The sequence below is a fragment of the Bacteroides sp. 11BF genome, from assembly GCF_019633765.1.
Lineage (GTDB): Bacteria > Bacteroidota > Bacteroidia > Bacteroidales > Bacteroidaceae > Bacteroides > Bacteroides hominis.
The window spans coordinates 20,646-44,747 of the sequence record NZ_JAFKPJ010000003.1 but is presented as its reverse complement, the minus strand read 5'-3'; the positions used below and the strand labels follow the sequence as shown (position 1 = coordinate 44,747).

Annotated in this window: 18 protein-coding genes and 2 riboswitches; of the genes, 10 read left to right on the top strand and 8 right to left on the bottom strand. The window is 46.8% G+C overall.

The features are described from left to right. The first annotated feature begins 61 nt into the window (after window positions 1-61). Together JZY04_RS03530 and JZY04_RS03525 are read left to right on the top strand one after the other, a co-directional pair. A complete protein-coding gene (locus JZY04_RS03530) occupies window positions 62-1,234 on the top strand; it encodes an ABC transporter permease (RefSeq protein ID WP_005806333.1) in 1,173 nt (390 codons plus the stop codon). Continuing rightward, on the top strand, window positions 1,218-2,408 hold the full coding sequence (locus tag JZY04_RS03525) for an ABC transporter permease (protein WP_122142154.1): 1,191 nt from the start codon (window positions 1,218-1,220) through the stop codon (window positions 2,406-2,408). The genes JZY04_RS03530 and JZY04_RS03525 overlap by 17 nt, the downstream gene beginning before the upstream one ends. Here JZY04_RS03525 and JZY04_RS03520 read toward each other — a convergent pair. From JZY04_RS03520 to JZY04_RS03485, 8 genes are all read right to left on the bottom strand, one after another. Next, window positions 2,371-4,275: a PAS domain-containing sensor histidine kinase gene (locus JZY04_RS03520; RefSeq protein ID WP_122142155.1), complete on the bottom strand. Its 1,905-nt coding sequence runs from the start codon at window positions 4,273-4,275 to the stop codon at window positions 2,371-2,373. The two genes, JZY04_RS03525 and JZY04_RS03520, sit on opposite strands and share 38 nt — an antisense overlap. Window positions 4,276-4,311: 36 nt before the next feature. After that, window positions 4,312-4,884, bottom strand: coding sequence for a cob(I)yrinic acid a,c-diamide adenosyltransferase (locus tag JZY04_RS03515; protein ID WP_181996315.1), 573 nt, complete (start codon window positions 4,882-4,884; stop codon window positions 4,312-4,314). Further along, complete coding sequence (locus JZY04_RS03510) at window positions 4,884-6,218, bottom strand: cobyrinate a,c-diamide synthase (RefSeq protein WP_005777968.1); 1,335 nt, start codon at window positions 6,216-6,218, stop codon at window positions 4,884-4,886. Before JZY04_RS03510 ends, JZY04_RS03515 begins: the two co-directional genes overlap by 1 nt. A gap of 71 nt (window positions 6,219-6,289) precedes the next feature. Beyond that, window positions 6,290-7,024 (bottom strand): DUF6064 family protein, encoded by a 735-nt coding sequence (locus JZY04_RS03505; RefSeq protein WP_032531008.1) that lies wholly within the window; start codon window positions 7,022-7,024, stop codon window positions 6,290-6,292. 33 nt (window positions 7,025-7,057) lie between these two features. Then, on the bottom strand, window positions 7,058-7,543 hold the full coding sequence (locus JZY04_RS03500; protein ID WP_005777972.1) for a threonine/serine exporter family protein: 486 nt from the start codon (window positions 7,541-7,543) through the stop codon (window positions 7,058-7,060). Further along, window positions 7,540-8,307, bottom strand: coding sequence for a threonine/serine exporter ThrE family protein (locus JZY04_RS03495; protein WP_005777974.1), 768 nt, complete (start codon window positions 8,305-8,307; stop codon window positions 7,540-7,542). The genes JZY04_RS03500 and JZY04_RS03495 overlap by 4 nt, the downstream gene beginning before the upstream one ends. A gap of 120 nt (window positions 8,308-8,427) precedes the next feature. Continuing rightward, the gene (locus JZY04_RS03490; protein WP_005777975.1) at window positions 8,428-10,116 is read right to left on the bottom strand and encodes a putative transporter; all 1,689 of its coding nucleotides are present in this window, start codon (window positions 10,114-10,116) and stop codon (window positions 8,428-8,430) included. A 12-nt stretch (window positions 10,117-10,128) separates the two neighbouring features. Further along, window positions 10,129-10,350, bottom strand: a complete 222-nt coding sequence (locus JZY04_RS03485) for a cysteine-rich CWC family protein (RefSeq protein WP_005777977.1) — start codon at window positions 10,348-10,350, stop codon at window positions 10,129-10,131. A 64-nt stretch (window positions 10,351-10,414) separates the two neighbouring features. Continuing rightward, window positions 10,415-10,624, bottom strand: a riboswitch (cobalamin riboswitch). A gap of 753 nt (window positions 10,625-11,377) precedes the next feature. Then, window positions 11,378-11,616: riboswitch (cobalamin riboswitch) on the top strand. A gap of 54 nt (window positions 11,617-11,670) precedes the next feature. On the opposite strand from JZY04_RS03485, the gene JZY04_RS03480 reads away from it, so the two are divergent. Genes JZY04_RS03480 through JZY04_RS03445 form a run of 8 tightly spaced genes read left to right on the top strand, consistent with a single transcriptional unit; the run spans window position 11,671 to window position 23,922 of the window. Further along, on the top strand, window positions 11,671-13,752 hold the full coding sequence (locus JZY04_RS03480; RefSeq protein ID WP_181996317.1) for a TonB-dependent siderophore receptor: 2,082 nt from the start codon (window positions 11,671-11,673) through the stop codon (window positions 13,750-13,752). Window positions 13,753-13,755: 3 nt separating this feature from the next. Further along, entirely contained in the window at window positions 13,756-14,673 is a 918-nt protein-coding gene (locus tag JZY04_RS03475) for a sirohydrochlorin cobaltochelatase (RefSeq protein ID WP_044300199.1), read from the top strand. Further along, a complete protein-coding gene (locus tag JZY04_RS03470; RefSeq protein ID WP_220577416.1) occupies window positions 14,670-17,024 on the top strand; it encodes a TonB-dependent siderophore receptor in 2,355 nt (784 codons plus the stop codon). The genes JZY04_RS03475 and JZY04_RS03470 overlap by 4 nt, the downstream gene beginning before the upstream one ends. After that, complete coding sequence (locus tag JZY04_RS03465) at window positions 17,024-18,496, top strand: PepSY-associated TM helix domain-containing protein (RefSeq protein WP_181996319.1); 1,473 nt, start codon at window positions 17,024-17,026, stop codon at window positions 18,494-18,496. Before JZY04_RS03470 ends, JZY04_RS03465 begins: the two co-directional genes overlap by 1 nt. A gap of 1 nt (window position 18,497) precedes the next feature. After that, window positions 18,498-22,436 carry a cobaltochelatase subunit CobN gene (locus JZY04_RS03460; RefSeq protein WP_122142158.1) on the top strand — a complete coding sequence of 1,313 codons (3,939 nt, stop codon included), beginning with the start codon at window positions 18,498-18,500 and terminating at the stop codon, window positions 22,434-22,436. Between the two features lie 2 nt (window positions 22,437-22,438). Further along, window positions 22,439-22,999 carry a hypothetical protein gene (locus JZY04_RS03455; RefSeq protein ID WP_122142159.1) on the top strand — a complete coding sequence of 187 codons (561 nt, stop codon included), beginning with the start codon at window positions 22,439-22,441 and terminating at the stop codon, window positions 22,997-22,999. Window positions 23,000-23,015: 16 nt separating this feature from the next. Beyond that, on the top strand, window positions 23,016-23,630 hold the full coding sequence (locus tag JZY04_RS03450) for a MotA/TolQ/ExbB proton channel family protein (protein ID WP_122142160.1): 615 nt from the start codon (window positions 23,016-23,018) through the stop codon (window positions 23,628-23,630). Next, window positions 23,599-23,922 (top strand): DUF2149 domain-containing protein, encoded by a 324-nt coding sequence (locus JZY04_RS03445; protein ID WP_122142161.1) that lies wholly within the window; start codon window positions 23,599-23,601, stop codon window positions 23,920-23,922. The genes JZY04_RS03450 and JZY04_RS03445 overlap by 32 nt, the downstream gene beginning before the upstream one ends. Window positions 23,923-24,102: the final 180 nt, after the last annotated feature.

Below are 24,102 nucleotides of genomic sequence, written 5' to 3'. Positions count from 1 at the left end.
ATATATTTTCTCTGTGCCCTCTGTGTCCTCTGTGGTGAATCAAACTCAAAAACCAATCATTATGCAACAATCCCCTATCACCCGTGTCGTACAACGTGAGTGGCGACGGATGACCTCACGGCGCCTTTACTTCGGCGTCTGCCTGGTGCTTCCGCTATTCACGCTTTTCTTCATGGCTACCATATTCGGCAACGGACAGATGGAGAACATCCCCATCGGCATTGTCGACCAGGACAATACGGCCACCTCGAGGGATATTACCCGGCGGATGTCTGCCGTACCCACCTTCCGGGTGGTTCGTCACTTCGTCGACGAAGCCGAAGCACGCAAAGCGGTACAGCAGAAAGAAATATATGGTTACCTTTCCATTCCTCCACGCTTTGAGCAAGATATGATATCGGGACAGGACGCTACGCTGAATTATTATTATCACTATGCACTGCTCTCAGTGGGAGGCGAGCTGATGGCCGCCTTCGAAAGCTCGCTTGCTCCCGTAGCCCTCTCACCTATCGTGATGAAGGCCGTGGCGCTGGGCGTAAACGAACAGCAGATAGAAACCTTCCTACTCCCCGTACAAGCCAACAATCACCCGATTTACAATCCATCGCTGGACTACTCAGTCTACCTGAGCCAGCCCTTCTTTTTCGTACTCTTCCAGGTGCTGGTACTGCTTATCACGGTATATGCCGTGGGGAGCGAGATCAAGTTCCGTACGGCCGGCGAATGGTTACAGGCAGCCGGGGGTGACATCACGATAGCCGTTATCGGCAAGTTGCTGCCTTATACACTTATTTTCAGCCTGATCGGCATACTGGGCAACTTTGTCATGTTCGGCATCCTGCACATACCTTTTCAAGGGAGCTGGTTGCTACTCAATGGAATGACGGTACTTTTCATTATCGCCACCCAGGCACTGGCTCTGTTCATCTTCTCCCTGTTTCCTGCCGTGGCAATCATCATCAGTATCGTATCCATGGTCGGATCGCTGGGGGCTACCTTGTCCGGCGTCACCTTCCCGGTACTCAACATGTATCCGTTGGTGCGAGACGCCTCCTATCTGTTCCCCGTGCGCCATTACACCGAGATTACACAAACCATGCTCTACTATGGTGGCGGATTCATCCACCTATGGCCTTCGGCAGTGATACTTTGTATCTTCCCGCTATTGGCATTGGCGATGCTCCCTCACCTCAGACGAGCCATAATCAGTCGTAAATATGAAAATATCCGGTAAACTATCGCAGATTTCCTTCATCATCACACGTGAATTCCGTGCCATCAGTACCAGTTATGCCGTACTGTTGGTGCTGATGGGAGGTATCTTTGTTTATGGGCTGCTCTATAATTATATGTATGCTCCCAACATCGTGACCGACGCTCCCGTAGCAGTTGTCGACAACTCGCACAGCAGCCTTAGCCGCCAATATATCCGTTGGCTGGACGCCACGCCGCAAGTAGCCGTCTATGCACAGGCAATGGACTACCGGGAAGCCCGCGAATGGATGAAAGAAGGCAAAGTGCAAGGCATTCTATATATTCCGCATGATTTCGAAACCCGCGTCTTTCAAGGACGGGAAGCAGTGTTCTCGCTATACGCCACCACAGATGCCTTTCTCTATTTCGAGGCGTTGCAGGAAGCCACTTCACGTGTATACCTTGCCCTCAATGATGCCCACCGCATGGATGGTGCCGTATTCCTTCCTCCGCAGGGACTGCTTGCCGTAATGATGGCTAAACCTGTCAACATAGCAGGCACGGCACTCTATAACCACACCGAAGGGTATGGCTCCTATCTGATTCCGGCTGTCATGATGGTCATTATCTTTCAGACATTGCTGATGGTCATCGGTATGCTGACGGGCGACGAATATCAGCACCGTGCCACAGAGCCGTTACTTCCGGGATTCAGGACGACCGGTAAAAACGGGCTTTGGGAAGCGGCAACGCGCCTTGTGGCGGGAAAAACATTTGTATATTGCGGGCTTTATGCGATCTTTTCCATGTTCCTGCTCGGGCTGTTACCCCACTTCTTCAGTATCCCCAACATTGGGAACGGACTGTACATCACCGCCATGATGGTGCCTTACCTGATGGCAACCTCTTTCTTCGGGTTGGCCGCCTCGCGTTTCTTCACCGATTCGGAAGCCCCACTGCTGATGATCGCTTTCTTCTCGGTGGGACTGATTTTCCTGTCGGGAGTCTCCTATCCGTTGGAACTGATGCCCTGGTATTGGCGTATGATGCACTACATCATCCCGGCCGCACCCGCCACTCTCGCCTTCGTCAAGCTGAACTCGATGGGGGCCGATATGGCAGACATACAACCGGAATACATTACCTTATGGATACAGGTCGTTGTTTATTTCGGACTTAGCGTGTGGGTATACAAGAAGAAACTGGAAGCGTAAACCAGAAGCGTGAGCCCTTCCCAAATTCGGAAGTGACGCCGATACGTCCGCCCATCTTTTCGATAATGCTCTTGCACAAAGGAAGGCCGAGGCCCATACCCTGTACGAAACTGTCTACTTTCATAAAGCGGTCGAAAACTGCCGTCTGATTCTCAGCAGAGATACCGATGCCGGTATCTTCTACAAACATTTCAAGCTGCCGGGCGGCATCGATCTGATAACCGATGGTGATAGTGCCCCGGTGCGTAAACTTAATCGCATTGCTCACGAAATTGGTAATCACCTGGTTCAAGTATCCGCTGTCGGCGTTGAACCAGGCATCGAGCGGTGAGTCTTCATCGATCCGTAACTCTACTCCTTCGGGTACTCTGTCCTTCATCTTCTGTAGCATCATGGCACAGAACTGATAAAGATAAACAGGTTTCGGCATATACTCAAACGAACCTGCATCGATCTTAGAAAGGTCGATGATATCGGAGAACAGTTGCAGGAGCAATACGTTGTTTTTCTGTATGGTCTGACGGAACTCTTCCTGCTCCGCCGGATCGTCCACTGTCATCAGAAGGTCGGAAAAGCCGACAATGGCATTAAGCGGCGTACGTATTTCATGGCTGATATTTGCCAGAAAAGCGGACTTCAACCGGTTGGACTCTTCCGCTTTATCGCGGGCTGCCCTGAGCTCTGCCTCTGTTTCTTTCTGGACCGTTATGTCATAGTTCACCTCTACTAATTCCAGTCTCGGATCGGGCGACTGGTAGGAAGTCACCATGGAAGATTTATGTATCCAGTTCCATTCGTCCGAACCCTCTGCCCGGCGGATACGCAGATCACCATCAAAGAAACGTTCCGTACCCGCTTTGGCCTTTTCATAGAAATCGAGTACCAACTTCCGGTCATCGGGGTGCATGTACGAAAACACACCGATAATATCCGTCAGCGGCGTGTCATGGCTTTCACCCAGATTCCTGTACCACTGGCGGATAGCGTATCCGGTGTGATTCAGCAGGTTGATTTTCGCATATCCCACCTTGGAATAGTCGGAAATAATAGAGAAGAAGTTCTCAAAGTCATGCACTTTGCTCAGTGCATTATTGCGTTCGGTATTATCTATATTCATCAGCAGATAGTTCGACAGATTCCCTTCCGCATCATAGAGCATCAGGCTCCGCACATCAAGATCGACCATCCCCTTCCGTTCCGACCGGAAGAGCCTGCGTTCTTCGTCGAAGTTATAATGCAAATGAAAACTGCCGGGACAGCCGGCTTGAAGGCTTTCAAGCATATCCTGAGTCACATTGGGGCTCTCAAACAGGCTCAGGCCGATGATCCGGTTCTTGTCTGTTACTCCGAATATCTCGAGGTTCCGGTTATTGCAGTCCAGCAACACGCCCTCCTTATTATATAGCTCGAGACCGACCGGAATGTTGTTGAATATATCGTGAAACAACTTATCGCTACGTTGGCTCCATACGCACTGATAGCCTTCTGTCTCCGGGTTTTCTATCCGTTGGCTATATCCGGTAGCAATCAGCTGTCCTTCTTCATTTTCCTCTTCCATGCTCAGTGCGCAGTGCATCCAGAAGATGTTACCGTGGCTGGAAGATACGGGAAAGGTCTGTTCGAATACTCCTTTTTGGGGAATGGACATGAATTCGTCCGTAATGCGTTTGCGATAGTCCCGGCGTACAGTGGACATTAATTCGTCTATGCTCAACAATTCACTGCTGACTTCCAGCGCCTTAAGCAGGGTTTCCGCAATAAGGCATTGTCCTGTGTTAAAGTTCACTTCCCACCATCCGATTTGTGCATCGGCACAAATCTTATTCAGTTTGGCTACATTGTCCAAAGGAGTTTTGCTAATCATTATGTTTGCTTTGTTTTGACAGAATTTGGGATAGGCTTCTTATTTTTTCTTTTTCTTATATGCGAACGACTGCCAGCGCTCTTCCGGCCAGTCCTGTTGTTGCATGTCATAGCGTGCCATAACAAAAAACAGGTCGGACAAGCGGTTGATAAAGCTCAGGATTTCTTCCGGGACGGCATCTTGCCGGTTCAAAGTCCAAAGACGGCGTTCTGCTCTTCGGGCAACTGTGCGGGCAAACTGCAATTGGGCAGAAACCGGTGTGCCTCCGGGCAGCAGGAAGTAACCATTCTCTTTCAGCTCGGCCGTCATCGCATCCATTTCCTGCTCACAGAAGGTTGCCAGATGGGGTGATAGACTGTTCGGGTTCTTGTCGCGAATGGCCGACGGAGTCGCTAAATGACTCATAACCACCATCAACTCCCGCTGGAGGGTATGCAGCAACCTTTGCCAGTCATGTGTTTGCGGAAGCAATGAACGGATTATGCCGATCACCGCATTCAATTCATCGATGGTTCCGTTTGCTTCAATCCGGATATCGTCTTTTTCTACCCGTTCTCCACCATGAATACCGGTTGTTCCCCGGTCGCCGGTCCGTGTATAGATTCGTTTCATTATTCAAATAATTTAAGTAAATCAATCTCTCCCCAGTATAGATGCGTGTAACTGGCTATCACGTTTTTGTATCGGAACACAGGTGTGCCGACAGGTATTCCCTTGGCATTGTATACCTGAGTGACAGACTCCGGCAGTTCTTCCGTCTTCGGTTCGAATTGCGTATAGTGGAACTCGTGGCCGCGAAGATGCTGTCCGTTATAATCGAAAGACCGATACCCCAACGTCAAACGCCTGTCGGCTTTACGGCTTGAAATATAGAAAGGAAATACCCCTGTTTGCAGTCCGGTCGCAATCCCCGGATGTTCCGGCCGGTCGAAGAGGATACCTTTAGAAAGGTAAATCATCCCTCCGCATTCGGCAAGCACGCGCCCGCCCGCCTCTGCATAGTTACGGACAGACTGCATTCTTCGCCAAGCCCGACTCAGCCGAGTATGACATTTCTCCGGATAGCCTCCGGGAAGATAGAGCAGATCGGTTCCTTTCGGCAACGGACGATTGTGTTCAGGATTGAAAAAGGTAACGGTTCCCAAACGGCGAAGTATATCCAGATGTTCCTGATAGATGAAAGAAAAAGACTCTGCACTGCATGCCACGGATATTTTTAAATCTCCTTGTCGGAAAGTATCCGGAGTAGAAGGTATGGGGGCAGGAAGCATTGTCTCTTCAAGCAGGCGGGTATAGTCGATGTGTGTTTCCATTAAGGCGGTCAACTCCTCAAGTGCATCCGTCCCTCCCGAACGGCTGAAGTCCAGCCCCAAGTAACGGGATTCCTGCACCAGATTCTCCCGCTTAGGCAAATATCCTAAACAGGAAATACCCAGTTCGCTACATACTTCCTGTAGCATTTCGTAATGACGGGGAGACCCTACACGGTTAAAGATAACTCCCGCTATTCTTATCTCAGGACGGAAATGAAGGAAGCCCGAAAGCAGAGGAGCCATCGAGTAGGCCGCCGACTTGGCATCGACTACCAATACGACGGGTAAATTCAGCAAGCGGGCTATTTCGGCCGAAGAACCCCGGTCACGGTCATATCCGTCATACATGCCCATCATTCCCTCCACAATACAGGCATCGGCCCCTGTAGCATAGCGGGCATAAAGTTCCCCCACATGCTCTGCCGAAGCCATAAAGGTATCCAGGTTAATGGAAGGACGCCCGCAAACTGCCGTATGATATTTGGTATCGATATAGTCGGGCCCGCACTTGAAAGGTTGTACTTTCAACCCTTTCTTTATCAATAATGCCATTAATCCGCGACTGACCGTTGTCTTTCCGCTGCCCGAAGAAGGGGCTGCTATCAGAAACTGAGAAATCATCCTACACTCCATATTGTCAGTTTTTATCCTGCAAAGATACGGATATTTCTCTCTAAGGGTATATCTTTGTCTGTAAAAATGCGCTATGGCTGCTGGGTCGGCACCAGTTCCAAAAACATGGTCGTGGTCAGTAAAATCCCGATAGATACGCAGACAAGAATAAGTAACCAATTAATATATTTTGCTTTAGGCTTGGTATCGGCATGCAGATTGTTGAGGAAATACTCCCGGAAAAAGAGGTATAATGCGGGAATCGTTGCACTGGCCAGCAGAAAATCTTCCGGAATATTAAAGAAGTAAGTTTTCGACAAACCGATAAGAGACCAATGGCACAGGAACAATACCAGAAACATATTCACTTTGCGCGAGAATAACAGAAGCAGACCGATAGTAAAAACGGTTACCGAGCAAGGCATCACCGGCGATGTAATGCCGGGAAAAGCAAGTCCCCTTGCGACAGACACCAAAGGATATACGAATGGCAAAGCCAACAGCACGTACGAAAGCATATCGTATTTATGCGTACGCTCAAAAGTGGTATATCCGGTGATGGCATCCCACACCCATATCGTAGCCATAACAATCCAAAACATAGCCAATGCCCCGTTATAGCTGCGCTCGTCACAACAGATGGCATAGTATGCGATGGCAATCCACAAATACAGAAAAACCATATACAGTTTCATGCCCATCTTTACCCATGGACGGGGATTCTTTATTAGCATCACTGTCAGCAGCAAGCCGGCAACAATGATCAGCAACTGATAGATCCAGGTAGCAGAATTATAATACGCAATAGTTTTCCAGAATATCTCCATAAAATATAGATTCTTATTAAACAGATTAATTTATTAATGCCGCGTCAGGGAAAATGCTTTGTGAGGAAACAGGAACATGGGGAAAGTGGCTCCCACCGCCAACATAAAGATAACGGTACAAGTCACCAGTCCGTTGGCAAAGAATGTCTCCATGTATTTACCCAGCCGCTCCGGCTCGTTCATTGTTTGCAGACTCATAATCAGTGAAAACACCATGTTATAAGCAAACTTACCCGGAATCATCGGAAGCAATGCCGGTATATAGAGTACGGTCATCGGGCAATATACTTTCTGCCCGAGCCACAAGCTGCCGAAACCGATAATCAATGCTCCGAACAAAGAAGCCGTAGCAATATCCACCCCCAGAAAGGTCATCAGGCAATAACGGCAGGCATGTCCGGCAGCCGCAAGTAACGCAATCATCTTGAAAGCCCGCAACGGCGGATCGGATATAGCCCCAAAGCCAATACCCGCAATTGCGGCAAAAAATCCATCGGAAAGAATATCTAAAGCTATCATATCAAACTGTTTTTAACCATTAACAATGTAAACGAAAGACCTATCGCAATGCTGACAATCAGCAGGGCAGCCTCCGTCAACCGGGCAAATCCCGTGAGGATATATCCTTCTACAATATCGATCACACCATTGATCAGCGGCACGCCCGGTACCAGATAAAGCACGCTGGTTGCAAGGGCTATCTCAGAGGTAGTGTCAAAAATAAGTGCTGTCGACGCACATAATGACGCAACAAAAGCGGAAACAATAAAAATGATATAATGATTTATTTTCTTCTTCTGCATCTGTTGCTTCAGGAAAAGTCCCGTGATAGTAGCCGAAAAGACAATGCTCATAGAAATGATATCACCACCAAACAACTTACAGAATGAAGCATTGGCGAATCCAACCAGTAGAAGCACAAACAACGGATCTATTTTCGGTGCCGATATAATTTTATTGAACTTGTCCGCCAACTCGTGTAAAGGCAGATGCTTGTCATAAACCTCCCAACTCAAAGCACTCAATTCAGAGTTGTGTTCAAAACTGATCGGATGGGCAGGAATATCAATTACTTCGTTACAAGCCTCACGCGTTTCGTTATCAATAATGGTCAGGATAATGTTTTTATGAAAAACACTCAACTTCACATCCACCCCATAGGCTTCTCCGATACGCTTCGAGTTACGGATGACACGTGAGGTGTGCACACCTGCTCCCATCAGATGGGCCGAATATCCGGCAATGAACTTGGATATGGAAATCAAAGATTCATTTGTAGTCATAATGCTCACTTTTTAAAATCGGGCGCAAAAGTACAAAAAAGATAGGAAAGAGAGACATGATGCAACCTTTCATTTTATCCAAATCTTGTTTCGCGCCGCGTAATGTTGTTATTTCTAAAGTTAACCTAATGCCAAAATAAGGATCTGTGCAGTAAGTACCCGCAGGAACATGGTCAATGGATAAACCGTGGCATAACCAACCGCAGGCGCATCGCACGAAGTCAGGTCATTGCAATAAGCCAATGCCGGCGGATTGGTGGTCGATCCGGCCAGCACACCGATCAACGTGTAATAATTTAACTTAAAGACACAACGTCCGATGATTCCTGCCAATAACAGAGGAAGCACAGTGATAATGATGCCATAACCAATCCACACATAGCCTCCCTCATAAATAATTGTTTCTACAAACCCTCTGCCGGCTCCCAGTCCCACACAAGCCAGAAAAAGTGATATGCCGATTTCGCGAATCATCAGATTAGCACTCATTGTAGTGTAGGTAATCAGTTTATACTGCGGTCCAAAACGGCTGATAAGGATGGATACAATCAATGGTCCTCCTGCTAATCCCAGCTTGACAGGCTGAGGAATGCCGGGAAACATAAAAGGAAGACTACCTAAAATACATCCTAAAGCAATACCCAGAAAAATAGGAATCAGATTGGGATGGTTCAGCCGTTTCATCGAATTACCCAATACTTTCTCAGCGTGGCTTACTGCCAACTCACTCCCCACAATGGTAACACGATCTCCCATTTGTAACTGTAGTTGCGGGGCGGCTACTAAATCAACTCCCGAACGATTGACACGAGTGACACTGGCACCAAAATTATTGCGGATCTTTAGCTGTGAAAGTGTTTTGCCGTTCAATTCTGGTTTAGTTATCAAAATACGGCGGGACACTAACTCCTTATTCAACTGCTCCCATTCCATATCAATCGGTTTACCAAAAAAAGCTGTGATAGCCTCCATATCTATTGGAGTGGCAATCACCAATATTTTATCCTGCAGGTGCAATACCGTATCAGAGTTGACCAGCTCCGTCTCTTTCTTTCCGTCATGGTGACGGATACGTGATACAACGAAATTGCGGTTTACCAACGGACGTATTTCTTTGATTCTTTTCCCTTCCAAGGCTTCATTTCTGACTTCCAGAGAAACAGGCCGGACAGTTAGTTCCTGTAGATGTCCCAACCCCTGCTCTGCGTGGGCTTCCTCTTGTTTTGTATTAATATGAAGAAGATATTTTAGTCCCAGCAAAGACAAAATACACCCTACCACTCCCAACGGATACGCCACGGCATATCCCAAAGCGATCTCCGGGGCATCAATTCCATTCAAATCACTATTTGCCTGTTGAGCCGCACCCAGTCCGGGAGTATTGGTTACCGCCCCTGAAAGGATGCCCACCATGGTCGTTATAGGTATACCTGTTATAAGATGTATGGAAACCGTAATAATGACTCCCGCGAAAACAACCGTCATAGCCAATACATTCAGTGTAAAACCTCCTTTCTTGAAAGCGGAAAAGAACCCCGGTCCCACTTGTAAGCCAATGGAATAAACAAACAGAATCAGTCCGAATTCCTTCAGAAAATGAAGTAAGTGCTCGTCCAGGTTCAAATTAAAATGCCCGAATACAATGCCGACAAATAAAATCCAGGTGACTCCCAAAGAAATACCTGCCACTTTTATTTTAGCCAACATGATACCAAATGCAATGACAAGCGACAAAATAAGTACGGAGTGTGCCACTCCTCCACCCCATAGGTTGGGGTAACCTTCAAAAAGATTTCTTAAAAGTTCCATAGTATAATATAGTTAGATTCGTTCAATACTTAGCTTTCCGGAAGATGTGTCGTCCTTCACGCTATGTGCAATGTCCTCCAAGCATGAATGACACAAACAGTCTGTGTAATTTTCTTTAATATAAGCGTATTGGAATGCGTCCAGTTTCACACTTGCACAATGACACAACATTATATTGTCATGCCGGCACTCAAAAGCAACACCACAACGAGGACATACCTTTTTCATCGGCATACCACCTTTCCATCTTTTTTGAAGTTAATCTTTTTTCGTACTGCTTTCCTAATCCCACGAGTAAAAACAGCCTTTGATGAATGGCAGGTCTTCTGACTTACTCCTTATCCTGAAGCCTTCCCGATGTTTCAAATCCGACACCAGTGGCAAAAGATGTTTCCAAGATATATAAACGGAGCTTCACAGCAGCGGGACTGTTTGGGACTTACACCCAATTCCCTTTTAATCCGAATGACGAGAATCTTCATCCGAAACCAATTCGGGACAAAGATAAAGAAAAAAACAGAGCGGGGAAGAATAATCAATAAGAAATGTAAAATACAATCCCATTCAGCATCTTCCATCATTGACATTTTGACATTCTGTCATCTTGTATTTTCTATGTGGCTTGTAGCACATTTTTCGGAGTCTGTCCCAGGCTTCTCCGGAAAAAGCGCCGTATTTACAATTCTCCAAAAACAAAAGAACATTCGTGAACATATCTTCTAAGCAAATTAAAATATATCCACTGCATTTTGTAGCATAAAGAATATAAATAACTGATATTACAATCCAAACGATTAATCCGGCCGAGCATCGAGACGGAGTCAACCAGCATAAGAAACAGAGCTTTTAGTGCCTTTTTTTAGAGTGTTAACCTCACCCGGATACAATGTTAACTTCCTCTGAACGCAATGTTAACTTCCTCCGAATACGATGTTAACTTCATATAAAGACAATATTAACTTCCTAAAGGCAAGAAATCGATCATCTCTGATCATCCAAAGTATATTTAATCACAAAACAGTCCGGATATCGTATACTAATGCCATATTTATGCGGACTACTTTTCTATTTCACACATATAGAATTCTTCCCTTGTTTTAAAAACAGAGTAAATCCCTTCTTTCTGCTACAAATAAGCAGTAAACCGCGTCCTTTTGACTGAAAGACATCCGCCTTTCCCAATATAAAAGGCTTCACTTCTCCGATATACCTATAAATAAGTATATTCTTTAATTTATTTCTATATAAACTAATAAATGTATATCTTTGTCCCCGCTTAGGTGATGCAGTCGAAGCATTCCGTTCGATGCATAAAAGGGAATCCGGTGAGAATCCGGAACAGTGCCCGCTACTGTGATGCCCATATACTCCGCATTCTGTTCAAAGGAGGAAAGGAAAGCATTTCTACACATACCACTGTCGATGCCGGAAGGCAAGGCGGGAAGGTTGCTTTCTAAAAAAGGGATAGTCAGGAAACCTGCCGAGCAGACATAGATAACAGTGCCGTCCCGGGGTCAGGAAGGCCGTTTATTAACACATTATTCAAAAACATCAATGGACAAAAGATGCTTACTGACCATTCTCTTGGGAGGATGTGCAGCGGTGGGTGCGTTTGCACAGCAACACGCAACAGGCAAAGACAAAGAGATGACTGTGGACCTGAACCCTGTAGTTGTGACAGGTACCGGTACACACCAAAGACTGAAAAACACACCGGCTCCGGTGGAAGTAGTAACTGCCAACGAAATAAAGAAAGCCGGTATCACAGACTTTCAGCAGGCAATGACCATGCTCGTTCCTTCCCTTTCATTCTCTACCAACTCAATGGGTTCTTACCTGATGATGAACGGCCTCTCCAACAAATATGTACTCATCTTAATTAATGGCCGAAAACTGATAGGGGACATATCCAATAACATCGACCTTTCGCGCATCGACATGAGCCGCGTGAAACGTATCGAGGTGCTTGACGGCGCAGGTTCATCGCTTTATGGTTCTGATGCCATTGCAGGTGTAATCAACATCATCACCAATGAACCGAAAGAACTGATGCAGGTGACTTCTACCACCCGATATGAAGATCATCGCCAACTGACACAAATGGTAAATGCGGACATCGCTACTGAAAAGTTTGGTTCGTATACCTCCTACAAACATGAACAAAGCGCAGGGTGGAGAAACAGTGACTTAGCATACGTGACAGATAGTAAAACAGGAGCAGTATCAACTATTCCCACCGTATCGCCTACATCCAATGGCTTCCACTCAAATTTAGTAAATCAAAAGTTCACTTTCCAACCGACTGAGAAGCTCTCTTTCTATGCTAATGGAGGTTACTACTGGAAATTAACAGATCGCCCTGTATACGATAAAAGTATCGACGGAGGTTCTAAATATGACTTGCATTACGAATCATATAACTTCGGTGTAGGCGGACGCTATAAAATCAATAAACGGTCTTCTATCCAACTCGACCTGATAAACGACAATTATATGCAGAACTACAAGTACCTGGTTGCTGACACTAAAAAAAATATTGCAATTGGTGATTATACAAAAACAAAACGGCAGCACTTCTATGATGCCGAACTGAAAGGTATCTTCAATTTTGCGAAAGACAACATGACGGTATTCGGAGTAGACTACCGTTCGGAAAGCCTGGACCGTCCCAGTGCTAATGTTGATAAAGCAATCTATACGGCCTCTGCTTATGCACAACACGAAATTAAATTATGGAACTGCCTCAAAGGTATTGCCGGTGTGCGTTACGATTATCACGAACTTGCCGGGGGACGTTTCACTCCAAAAGTAGCTCTGATGTATTCCGTGGGGGCTTTCAATATCCGTGGTACATACTCTACCGGTTACCGTGCTCCTGGTTTGGATGAATTATATTATTATCTCGTAAAGCCAGGGGGGAGTACCATTACCCAAGGTAACAAAGACCTGAAAGCAGAACACAGTAACTACTACTCCATCAATCTGGAATATAACACGAACCATCTGAATGTATCTGTTACGGGCTATCTGAATTACATTAATGGTATGATTAACGCAACCACCACTCCCCTCAAAGACTTACCCAATGGTGAAGAACTTCGTGCAAAAGCTCAGAAAGACTTCAACCTGACAGATGCCGAAGCCAAAAAGCTCTCCAATTACAAACTCTACGGCAATCTCGACAAGGGTGTTATCCGTGGCTTTGAAATAAATGCAGCAAGCAACCTCGGTGCAGGCTTCAGCCTGAATGGAAACTATGCTTTCGCTTATGCACGTGGTAAAAGTGTGGACGGTGTGTGGGGTAACATCGAACGCTCGGTACGCCATACAGGAACCGTAGCGGGGAATTACAGCCATTCCTGGGATGACTATCTGCTGAACATCAACATCAACGGACGTTTCCAGAGCAAACGCTTCCATCCGGGACACAGCTATGGTGACGCTCCGGGTTATGGGGTATGGAACCTGAACGTAAAACATTCACTGACAGGATTCGAACACTTGGGACTGGACTTCGGCATGGGTCTCGACAACATTTTCAACAAACGTGATACCCGTCCCAATGGCGTTAACTACGCACTTCTTTCTCCGGGACGTATGGCATATGTAAGTTTAACTCTCCGATTCAAGAAATAACCAATGAAAACATCTATTCTCTCTTTACTCTTGTTAGTTTCCCTCTTCTGCTCCGCGCACGAAGGGGGAAACTTCGTGGCCTCCGATATGCTGGCCACCATGCAACCGGGCGATAAAGCCGCCCTTCTTATGGTACATTTCGGCACTACATACGATGACACCCGTACCAAAACCATCGATGCTATCAATGCCAAAGCCAAAGAAGCATTCCCGCAACTGGAAATGCGCGAGGCTTATACTTCACGTATTGTCATGCGCCGCCTCAAAGCTCGCGGCATTGAGAAACCCAGTCCACTGGAAGCACTGTTGAAACTTCTCGGAGATGGCTATACACATGTCATTGTGCAGAGTACTAACATTATAGAAGGTGTTGAGATGGAGTCGTTGAGACGTGACGTAGCCTCAGTAGCGCCATTCTTTAAAGAGATCCGGGTAGGTAACCCGCTTCTTTATTCGGTAGAAGACGCTGAGGCTGTGGTGGATATCCTGGGCAACAGCAAGCCGGAAAAAGGCAGTGTGGTCCTCGTCGGACATGGCACTTATACCCCAAGTACAGCTACTTATGCCATGATCGACTATATGCTGAAAGCCAAAGGATTGAAAAACTTTCATGTAGGTACCATCGAAGGTTACCCTACATTCGACACCATGCTTCAGCAACTGAAGGATAACAAAACCAAGCAAGTGACGTTGGTTCCCTTTATGTTTGTAGCAGGTGACCATGCCAACAACGACATTGCTGTCGACTGGAAAGAAGCTCTTGAAAAGGAAGGCTTGAAAGTAGATGTACGTATGCAGGGATTGGGTGAAATACCCGCTATCCAACAACTATTTATCGACCATGCCCGGTTTATGCTGAAGCACAAAATGGTGGACATTATGAAGAAAAAAGCTAAATATGCAAAAGAAAAAGACGAATGAAAAGAGTAATATTAATGGCAATAGGCAGTGCACTATTGCTCCCCTCGCAGGCACAGCTGCAAAACAAAAAATATACCAACTTCAATGATTCTATATTCTCAATCAACGAAGTAGTAGTGGCAACCAACTACAGACGAAAGACCGATGCCCTGAAACTGGATGTTCCCGCCAAGTTCATTCCTATTTCAACCAATTCAATCACTTCCGGAATGCTTGAGAAACGAAACATCCGGGACATACAGGAAGCTGCCCGTTTCCTCCCAGGTGTACGCTTCCGCACCTCCTACGGAGCCTTTACGCAGTTCTCCATCCGCGGGTTCGATAATTCCGTGATTATGGTGGACGGAGTGCGTGACGAACGTTCATCCATCGACAATTCCTATCCGTTTATGGACCTGTCTTCCGTTGAAAGTATCGAATTGCTGAAAGGTCCGGCTTCGGTACTTTACGGACAGTCCGCCGTAGGTGGTGTTCTCAACATTGTCCGTAAAGCTCCCGTAAGCAAACAAAGCGTATACGCACGTCTCGCTTATGGCAGTTACTATAACAAACAGGCTACAATGGCGTTAGGCGGCAAACTGGTAGGTCCCCTAAACTATCGTGCAAGCGTCAACTGGCAAGATCAGGAAGGATGGAGAAGTAATGCTACCAAACGTCTTTCCGGATACCTGTCCCTTGGCGGACATCTGACTGAAAGCGACGAACTGGACATCCGTATCGGCGCCAACCGCGATTTCTATCCGACCGAGATCGGTTTACCTCCCACAATGTCTTATGATATACTCTCAGCCACAGACGGCAGCACATACCTGAGCAAAGGAGATGCCCTGCCCGGACTGAACAAAAAAGCCCGCTACAACAGTGAATCGGACTTTATGTACAACCGTGGTTTCAACGTATCCGCCATGTATAAACACACCTTCAGCGAAGCGTTCAAGCTGATGGACAAACTCTCTTATACTTATGACGATATTGATTACTTCGGTACTGAGTCATTGGACTATCTGACAAGTGACAGCCCTATCTATGATCATTATTACATAACCAAAGACAAGCAAGGTAACGACACCAAAAAGTATATCTGTCTGGATTCCATCTATTACAGCTATCCGCTACGCTTCTCACATATCGCTAAAACTGTGAACAACCAACTGGAAGCAAGCGGTAAGTTCTATACCGGAGACGTTGTGCACAACTATCTGGGCGGTTACTCTTTTGTATCCCTGATGCGTGACTCTTACATGGCTTATGGTGGCGGAAGTACCGGAGCCACCGGCCCCGGAACCACAGGACACGGTTCGGTATATAATCCACACAGCATTGGCTGGATGGAAGCGCCTTTCAGATTTGTCACCGCACAGAAAACATTCACCCACGGATTTTACCTGCAAGACCTGGTGGAGTTCAGTGATAAACTGAAAATGATGCTGGCAGGACGTTATGACCTGTTCATGTACAAGACCGCCAACCTGAACACCAGCGACGGAGGACGCCATTATGACAAACCGGATGACGATGCATATAACAAAATCACCAACGGTGCCTTCACGTTTCGTGCCGGATTGGTGTATCTGCCTATTGACAAAATGTCCATTTATAGTTCATACGGTACTTACTTCAAACCTATCCGCGCATTTTATGACGCTAATACCATTTACATTGATAAAGATGGTAAAGAGTTTATTCCGATAAATGGTAAAGAGGTATTCAAGCCGGAGAAAGGTTTCCAGGTAGAAGTGGGAGCACGATACGAGATCACACGTACGTTGCAGGCTAACGTAAGCTTGTTCTATATTAATAAAGATAATATCCGCCAGACTCTTGCAAACAAAGGAGACATTGCCAATGGTGTAGAACTGGACAAAAAAGTTGTAGGGCAAGTGGGTAGAATGGATTCCAAAGGATTCGATATTGATATTACCTGGAGTCCTATTTACAACCTGTCTATGAGTGCCGGATACGGATACACCGACGCCAAAGTGCGTGACCTGGCCAACAACCCTTATATGCAGACAAACGCAAGCGAAGGCAAGCAGTATGCTTATATCCCTAAAAATACTTTCTACGCTTTCGGTGCCTATACGGTTTCAAAAGGTATGCTGAAAGGTTTGGGAGTGAATCTCTCTACCAGTTTCCAGGACAAAGTGTACCGCAACTCGGACAATACAAGTTCGTTCGATGCTTACTGGCTGACCGACCTCGGTCTCTCTTATACATTAAAGAGCAATGTGCGTCTGGGAGTCAATGTCAACAATCTGTTCAACAAGGAATACTGCAACCAGGCACTTGGCAATCAATTGATACCAAGCATGCCACGTAATTTCATGCTTTCTGCGTCTTATACTTTATAATGATGATCACGAAATTGATGTATACCATTCACAGGGTACTGGGCACACTGCTCAGTATCCTGTTTTTAGTTTGGTTCCTGTCAGCTTTTGTCATGATGTACCACGGATTTCCACGTGCATCTCAAGCTGAAAAATTAGAGAAACTGGAACCCCTGTCTCCTTCACTGCCTTCTGTCGGCGAAATCACTTCCCGACTGCCCGAAGGTGAAAAAGTGAAAGGAATCCAGATAGACCGATACCTCGGACAGACCGTCTTCCACATCCGCACGGACAAAGGTGAACATAATCTGCCCGCTGACTCTGCTCAGGTACTACCATCTGTAGACGGATCCCGTATCCGCCGGACAGCGTCCCTATGGTGCAGTGCGCCGGTGGAGCGGATAGATACGCTGAACCGGCTCGACCAATGGATTCCGTTCGGTAGCCTGAAGAAGGAGTTTCCCATTTATAAGTTCCATTTTGCCGATGCGGAGAGACACCAGTTATACATCGGCTCACAAAGTGGAGAAGTATTGCAGTTCACCACCCGTAACGAACGTTTCTGGGCATGGCTGGGGGCTATTCCACATTGGGTTTACTTCACCTGGCTCCGGCAAGATGCCGCTTTATGGAGCGTCACGGTGATCTGGCTGTCGGGCATTGGCTGCCTGATGACGATTGCAGGACTGTGGGTAGGTATCGACATCTGGCGCCGCTCACGCAAACAGGGAAAAGGTTTCTCGCCCTATCGCAAAAAGTGGTATCACTGGCATTATGTGACGGGAATCGTTTTCGGTCTCTTCGTGCTGACATTCTGTTTCAGCGGAATGATGTCGCTGGCAGAAGTTCCGTCCTGGATCAGCAAACCGGTATTGGATAAAAATCCCACACGCGAAATAAAGAAAGGAGCACCGAGGTTAGAGCAGTATGTGCTGGATTACCGCCGGATATTAACCGAATATCCCGACGTACGCCAGATAGAATGGAGTAATTTCCGCTCGCAACCTTACTATATAGTAAAACGAAGTGAAGGAGATCTATATATCGATGCATCGGACTCCCTGTCGCGCCCGCTGAAACTGGACGAAAAGCAGATAACGGATGCCGTGAGAGCCATACATGGTGACAGTGCCCGGCTACATGTAACACTGATCAACGAATTTGAAACCTACTACAGGGATATGAGTCGGATGTACCGTGACCGCAGTCTGTTGCCCGTCTGGAAAGTCACTGTCGGCGACGCAGACAAGAGTTGTTACTACATCCATCCGGAAACGGCCACCGTACGATATGTGAACGATACGGCCCGTTGGAAATACTGGATGTACACTGCCCTGCACCGCTTACGCATACAGGGGCTGAACTCTTCGCCTACACTCCGTAAAACCGTTCTTTGGGTACTATTGCTGGGCGGTACTGTCTGTTCGCTGAGTGGTGTAGTGCTCGGAGTGAGGTACATCGAACGTAAATGCAGAAAGAAAATAAAAAGATAAAATGAAAGTACTGACCTTCTTTCACCATAAGAAAACACTGTATATAGCCGGAAGCATACTGCTTCTGGCTATTGCCTTTACTATCGGTTATCTGCACTGGATGGCTCCGACACAGATTCTGATCGTAAATCCGTTGCCCGCACAGGCAGCCGACATTGTACTGAACAATGACAGCCGTCACATTCAGGTCACTTGCATACAAACCGAAGATCTGAAATCACTCAAAGGTTATGACGCTGTTGTGCTCTATGGGCGGAGCCTCAACCTGACCGACAGCCAAACAAAGGAGATAGAACGTACTGCTTCTGCCGGTGTTCCTGTTTTCACAGTCTCGCTACGCAACTTCAATACTGTCATTAACCGTAACATTACCTCCGACGAAGAAGCGATGTTGCTCCGTTATTTTGGCGATGCCTGTCGTCAGAATTACCGGAACGGATTACGTTACCTTCGCCGGATTGCCACTCCTTCACGTTGGAGTACAGAAGCGTTTGACGCCCCTCTGCGTTTACCGAACAATCTTTTCTACCATCAGGAATATGGCAAATACTTCAACACTCCCGAAGACTTGGAACAATATTTGCGACAAAAGGGAATCTACCACGAAGGGGGACGCAAAATCGCATTTATCTCAGGTATCAGTTTCCCGATGGAAGGAAACCGTGCCCATGTGGATACCTTAATATCACGAATGACACAAGCCGGATTTAATGTTTATCCCATTGCAGGCAAAGATAAACGTACCGAAATGCTGCGTAACCTCCATCCGGATGCAATGGTATACCTACCCATGGGTAGATTAGGCAACGATTCGCTGATAAACTGGTTACATACAGAAAACATCCCGATTTTCAACCCTTTCCCCCTGATCCAGTCACGGGAAGAGTGGCTCGATCCGATGAAGCCCGTCAGCGGAGGAACCTTGACAGCCCGTGTGCTTGTTCCCGAAATAGACGGAGGAATGACTCCCCTACTGATTGCTACACAAAACCTTCACGAAAGCGGTTATTATCTTCACGAACCCGAAATGGAAAGGGTTGACAACTTTATCAGTCACCTGCGCAAGTATCTGGATCTGCGTACGAAGCCCAACCGCGATAAACGAATTGCTATCTGCTATTTCAAGACACCGGGCAAAGACGCACTGCTTGCCAGTGGCATGGAAGTAATCCCCTCTCTCTATAACTTCCTGAAAAAGCTGCGCTCCGAAGGATATGATGTCAGCAATCTCCCTCCCACTGTCGAAGAGTTCGGCAAACAGATTTACCGGGACGGAGCCGTTATGGGGCCATATGCGGCAGGAGCCCAGGAAAAGTTTCTGTCGACAGCACATCCTGTCTGGCTGACCAAAACGCAGTATGAAAAATGGGCTCACGAAGTGATTGATGCAGAAAAATACAAAGAAGTAACCGAACGTTACGGCGAAGCCCCCGGCCACTTGCTGACCGGAAAGAACGAACAGGGCGAAGAGCAACTTGCCATCGCTTGTCTTCGTTTCGGCAATGTACTTCTCTTCCCCCAACCCCGTCCGGCACTGGGCGATGACGATTTCAAACTGGTACATGGTATGCCTGTAGCACCACCGCACAGTTACCTGGCACCTTATTTATATGTACAAAAGGAGTTCCGGGCGGATGCCTTGATTCATTTCGGCACTCACGGAAATCTGGAGTATACCCCCGGAAAAAATGTAGCTCTTTCGCATAACGACTGGGCAGACGCATTAGTGGGAGATTTACCCCACTTTTACTATTATACAACCGGAAATGTCGGCGAAGGTATCATCGCCAAACGCCGTACTCATGCCGTACTTGTTACCCATCTGACTCCCCCTTATGTAGAAAGCGGAATGCGCCAACGATATGCGTCTTTGCTGGAAGACATTCACAAGATACTTGCCGAAGGAACAGAAAAGAACCGAATATCTGGATTACGCATCAAAAAAGAAGTGGTTAAACTTGGACTGCACCGTGATCTCAAACTCGACTCCACACTCAGCCGACCTTATACAGACGAAGAGCTGGAGCAGATCGATCTCTTTGCCGAAGAAATAGCCAATGAAAAGACAATCGGGGCCTACTACACATTGGGAGAAACTTATTCGGCCAGAGACTTACTGACTACCACTCTTGCCGTCAGTGCCGACCCTCTGGCCTATTCAATGGCAAAGCAAGACCGTGATAAAGGGAAAATCACTACTGAACAGTTGCAAGACTTCGGCTACATAGCCCATCATTATCTACCTGTTGCCAAACAACGGCTGATTCCCCTTTTACAGAATCCGCCCAAAGATACCGCAAGCATTGCCCCTGAACTTCGGGACGCACTTCGTTACCGTTCGCAACTGATAGCCTCCACCGATAACGAGCTGTCTGCCATGCTGCGCGGTCTCAGTGGAGGAACCGTATTCCCTGCACCGGGAGGAGACCCTGTTCTCAATCCTAACGTGCTACCTACCGGAAGAAATATGTATAGCATCAATGTGGAAACTACTCCCGACGTAGCTTCGTGGGAAGACGGGAAACGATTGGCGGAAGCCACCTTGAAGGCATACCGTGAGAACCACGACGGAGAATATCCGCGTAAAGTAAGTTATTCTTTTTGGGCAGGTGAATTTATCACTACCGAAGGAGCTACACTGGCACAAGTATTCTGGATGCTCGGCGTAGAACCCATCCGTGATAAAATGGGGCGTGTAGTCGACCTACGCCTGGTACCTTCGGCAGAATTAGGACGTCCAAGGATCAACGTTGTCGTACAAGTATCAGGTCAATTGCGTGATATAGCGGGATCGCGGCTGACCATGCTTACCGATGCCATCCGACTGGCTTCATCTGCCGATAGCGAATCATTCCCAAACTACGTGTCGTCGGGCACACGCCTACAAGAAAAGCTACTGGTTGAAAAAGGCGTTTCCCCCAAGAAGGCACGTGAAATGTCAGTCATGCGTGTGTTTGGTCCTGTCAATAGCGGATATAGCACCGGCATGATGGCCTATACGGAAAAGAGTGACCGATGGGATAATGAATCGGAACTGGCAGACGGCTATCTCAACAATATGGGGGCAGCCTACGGAGATGAAGAAAACTGGGGAGAGATGCAAAAAGACCTCTTTGCCTCGGCACTCTCCGAAACAGACGTAGTGATACAACCCCGGCAAAGCAATACTTGGGGTCCACTCTCCTTAGACCATGTATATGAATTTATGGGAGGCCTTTCGCTAACAGTAAAAACACTGACCGGCAAAGAGCCCGATGCACTGATGGCAGACTATCGGAACAGGAATAACAAACGGATACAGAACGTCAACGAAGCCATTGCCGTAGAAGCAAGGGCTACCATCTTAAATCCTACTTTCATAAAAGAGCGAATGAAAGGCGGTGCCACCACGGCCCAAATGTTCGGTGAGATATTCCGTAACATCTTCGGGTGGCACGCTACCCGCCCTTCGGCTATAGACAAGGAGATTTTCAATGACCTGTACAAGATGTATATCCTTGACGAGAACCATCTGGGAATCCGAAATTATTTCCAACAGGTAAACCCCGCTTCCTATCAGGCAATGACTGCGGTCATGCTCGAAAGTGCCCGCAAAGGTTACTGGAAAGCAGATGACGAACAACTGAGAACAACCGCACAGCTCCATGCGGAAATCACCCGTGAAGCAGGAGCAGCCTGTACGGAATTTGTCTGTGACAACCGGAAACTCCAACAATTTATAGAGAATAAGTTGACGCCATCCGAAGCCGGAAGCTACCGGGAAGTTATGCAGGACATTCTTCAGGGAACCGGTACAGACGGAAAGAACATCGTACTGAAAGAGGAGAAACTGACCCAAGCCGAAAGCCGGGAAAAGAATGTCGTCAATGGTATACTGACAGGGGGAATTGTTCTTATTATCTTTGCCGGAGTGATATTTCTATTAAAAAGGAAGAAGTAATCATGGAATCTGTCATTCATCTGCTGATGGGCTTCATTGTCCTGAATTTCATCCTGAAGATAGGATTCTATCCACGATGGGGAGTCTGGCTGGCAGGTATTGGCTGTGCAGTTTTCCTACTTGCCATAGGCGAGTGGGCTACGGAGCAATCAGCTACGGAGATAGCCTCCCTGTTTGCTTCCCGCTCCCGGATGCTGACCTTTTCTGTGTACATCACACTTGAGTCCTCCGTAATGATTGCCTTCTGCTTCAACTGTTTCGCTAAAGTTTTACCACACCCGACTCTCTTCCGGAAGACAGTCAGCCGGATATTGAATCTATATCCCGGTCTACTTATGGCAGTTGTTCTCGCCTATCTGTTGCCCCAACTGTTTTTTACCTTTCCGGGAATCAGTTTCAGGCTTATCACTGTCGTATGTTCAGTATCGGTTTTCATACTGATACCCATCATCAGTTTACTACTGAAAAGTATATTGGGAGAGACAAGACTCCGGCTTGAGATGCTCTTCATCACCAGTTTGTTTGTTGTATTGTTGAGTATCATTGTCACAGGAAATAACTAAATAACAAATATAATTAATGGAAACAATATCAAATACACTATTCTGGATATCCAACGGATTACTCGTTCCGGTGGTAGTTTTGCTATTGCTGTTTTTTGCAAGAGCAATCCTGCTGGCAGGGGGCTTTTTTGGAGAATTCTACCGTAGAATAAATACCCAGAAGAACTTTGCCCGGCAATTGGAAGAGTTAACTCCCGAAAACGCCGGAGAAAAGATAGGACTTCTTGTGGGAGATAACAACACTCTTCTGCAACAATGCCTCGTCAAGCTATACTCCCACCGGGAGAATACAGCCTATTGCGAACGTCTGCTTGCCAATTTTGAGGTAGATGCAGAACAGGAATTAGGCCGGTCGCGTACCTTTGTCAAATTAGGCCCGATGCTTGGATTAATGGGAACCTTGATTCCCATGGGGCCTGCACTTGTCGGCCTGGCTACAGGAGACATTGCCTCGATGGCCTACAACATGCAGGTAGCCTTTGCAACCACGGTTGTAGGCATGGTAATAGCCGCCATTGGCGTGATTACCCTACAAATCCGTCAACGTTGGTATGCCCGCGAAATGAACGATCTCGAGTTTATAAGTAAAACCCTTTATAATGCGAAACAGACTCCTGCACAGCCAGAATGATACCGACCCGATGGGAACGGTAGCTAACTTATTTGATGTAGCAATGGTATTTGCCGTGGCACTGATGGTAGCACTCGTCAGCCGATTCAATATGACCGAGATCTTCTCAAAGGAAGATTATACCATGGTAAAGAATCCCGGAAAGGAAAACATGGAAATCATTACCAAAGAAGGCAAAGAGATTAAACGATACACTCCTTCCGAACAAAAAGAATCGTCCGGCAAGCGGGGCAGGAAAGTAGGTGTAGCCTACGAACTGGATAACGGAGAAATCATTTATGTTCCCGAATAAAAGGCTAAAAACGGATTAATCCGTATCTTTGCTACATAGTTTTTCTAAATCAGGAATAGGAAATGAATCAGGTTCACCACAGAGGACACAGAGGACGCAGAGAATATCTTTCTCTTAAACATCCATATAAACAAGAGATTAAAACTCTGTGCCCTCTGTGTCCTCTGTGGTGAATAATAC

Excerpts from the sequence above, each read along its gene's own strand:
- JZY04_RS03530 (WP_005806333.1), top strand. The coding sequence starts at position 62 with ATGCAACAATCCCCTATCACCCGTGTCGTACAACGTGAGTGGCGACGG.
- JZY04_RS03525 (WP_122142154.1), top strand. The coding sequence starts at position 1,218 with ATGAAAATATCCGGTAAACTATCGCAGATTTCCTTCATCATCACACGT.
- JZY04_RS03515 (WP_181996315.1), bottom strand. The coding sequence starts at position 4,884 with ATGAAACGAATCTATACACGGACCGGCGACCGGGGAACAACCGGTATT.
- JZY04_RS03510 (WP_005777968.1), bottom strand. The coding sequence starts at position 6,218 with ATGGAGTGTAGGATGATTTCTCAGTTTCTGATAGCAGCCCCTTCTTCG.
- JZY04_RS03505 (WP_032531008.1), bottom strand. The coding sequence starts at position 7,024 with ATGGAGATATTCTGGAAAACTATTGCGTATTATAATTCTGCTACCTGG.
- JZY04_RS03500 (WP_005777972.1), bottom strand. The coding sequence starts at position 7,543 with ATGATAGCTTTAGATATTCTTTCCGATGGATTTTTTGCCGCAATTGCG.
- JZY04_RS03495 (WP_005777974.1), bottom strand. The coding sequence starts at position 8,307 with ATGACTACAAATGAATCTTTGATTTCCATATCCAAGTTCATTGCCGGA.
- JZY04_RS03490 (WP_005777975.1), bottom strand. The coding sequence starts at position 10,116 with ATGGAACTTTTAAGAAATCTTTTTGAAGGTTACCCCAACCTATGGGGT.
- JZY04_RS03485 (WP_005777977.1), bottom strand. The coding sequence starts at position 10,350 with ATGCCGATGAAAAAGGTATGTCCTCGTTGTGGTGTTGCTTTTGAGTGC.
- JZY04_RS03480 (WP_181996317.1), top strand. The coding sequence starts at position 11,671 with ATGGACAAAAGATGCTTACTGACCATTCTCTTGGGAGGATGTGCAGCG.
- JZY04_RS03475 (WP_044300199.1), top strand. The coding sequence starts at position 13,756 with ATGAAAACATCTATTCTCTCTTTACTCTTGTTAGTTTCCCTCTTCTGC.
- JZY04_RS03470 (WP_220577416.1), top strand. The coding sequence starts at position 14,670 with ATGAAAAGAGTAATATTAATGGCAATAGGCAGTGCACTATTGCTCCCC.
- JZY04_RS03465 (WP_181996319.1), top strand. The coding sequence starts at position 17,024 with ATGATGATCACGAAATTGATGTATACCATTCACAGGGTACTGGGCACA.
- JZY04_RS03460 (WP_122142158.1), top strand. The coding sequence starts at position 18,498 with ATGAAAGTACTGACCTTCTTTCACCATAAGAAAACACTGTATATAGCC.
- JZY04_RS03455 (WP_122142159.1), top strand. The coding sequence starts at position 22,439 with ATGGAATCTGTCATTCATCTGCTGATGGGCTTCATTGTCCTGAATTTC.
- JZY04_RS03450 (WP_122142160.1), top strand. The coding sequence starts at position 23,016 with ATGGAAACAATATCAAATACACTATTCTGGATATCCAACGGATTACTC.
- JZY04_RS03445 (WP_122142161.1), top strand. The coding sequence starts at position 23,599 with ATGCGAAACAGACTCCTGCACAGCCAGAATGATACCGACCCGATGGGA.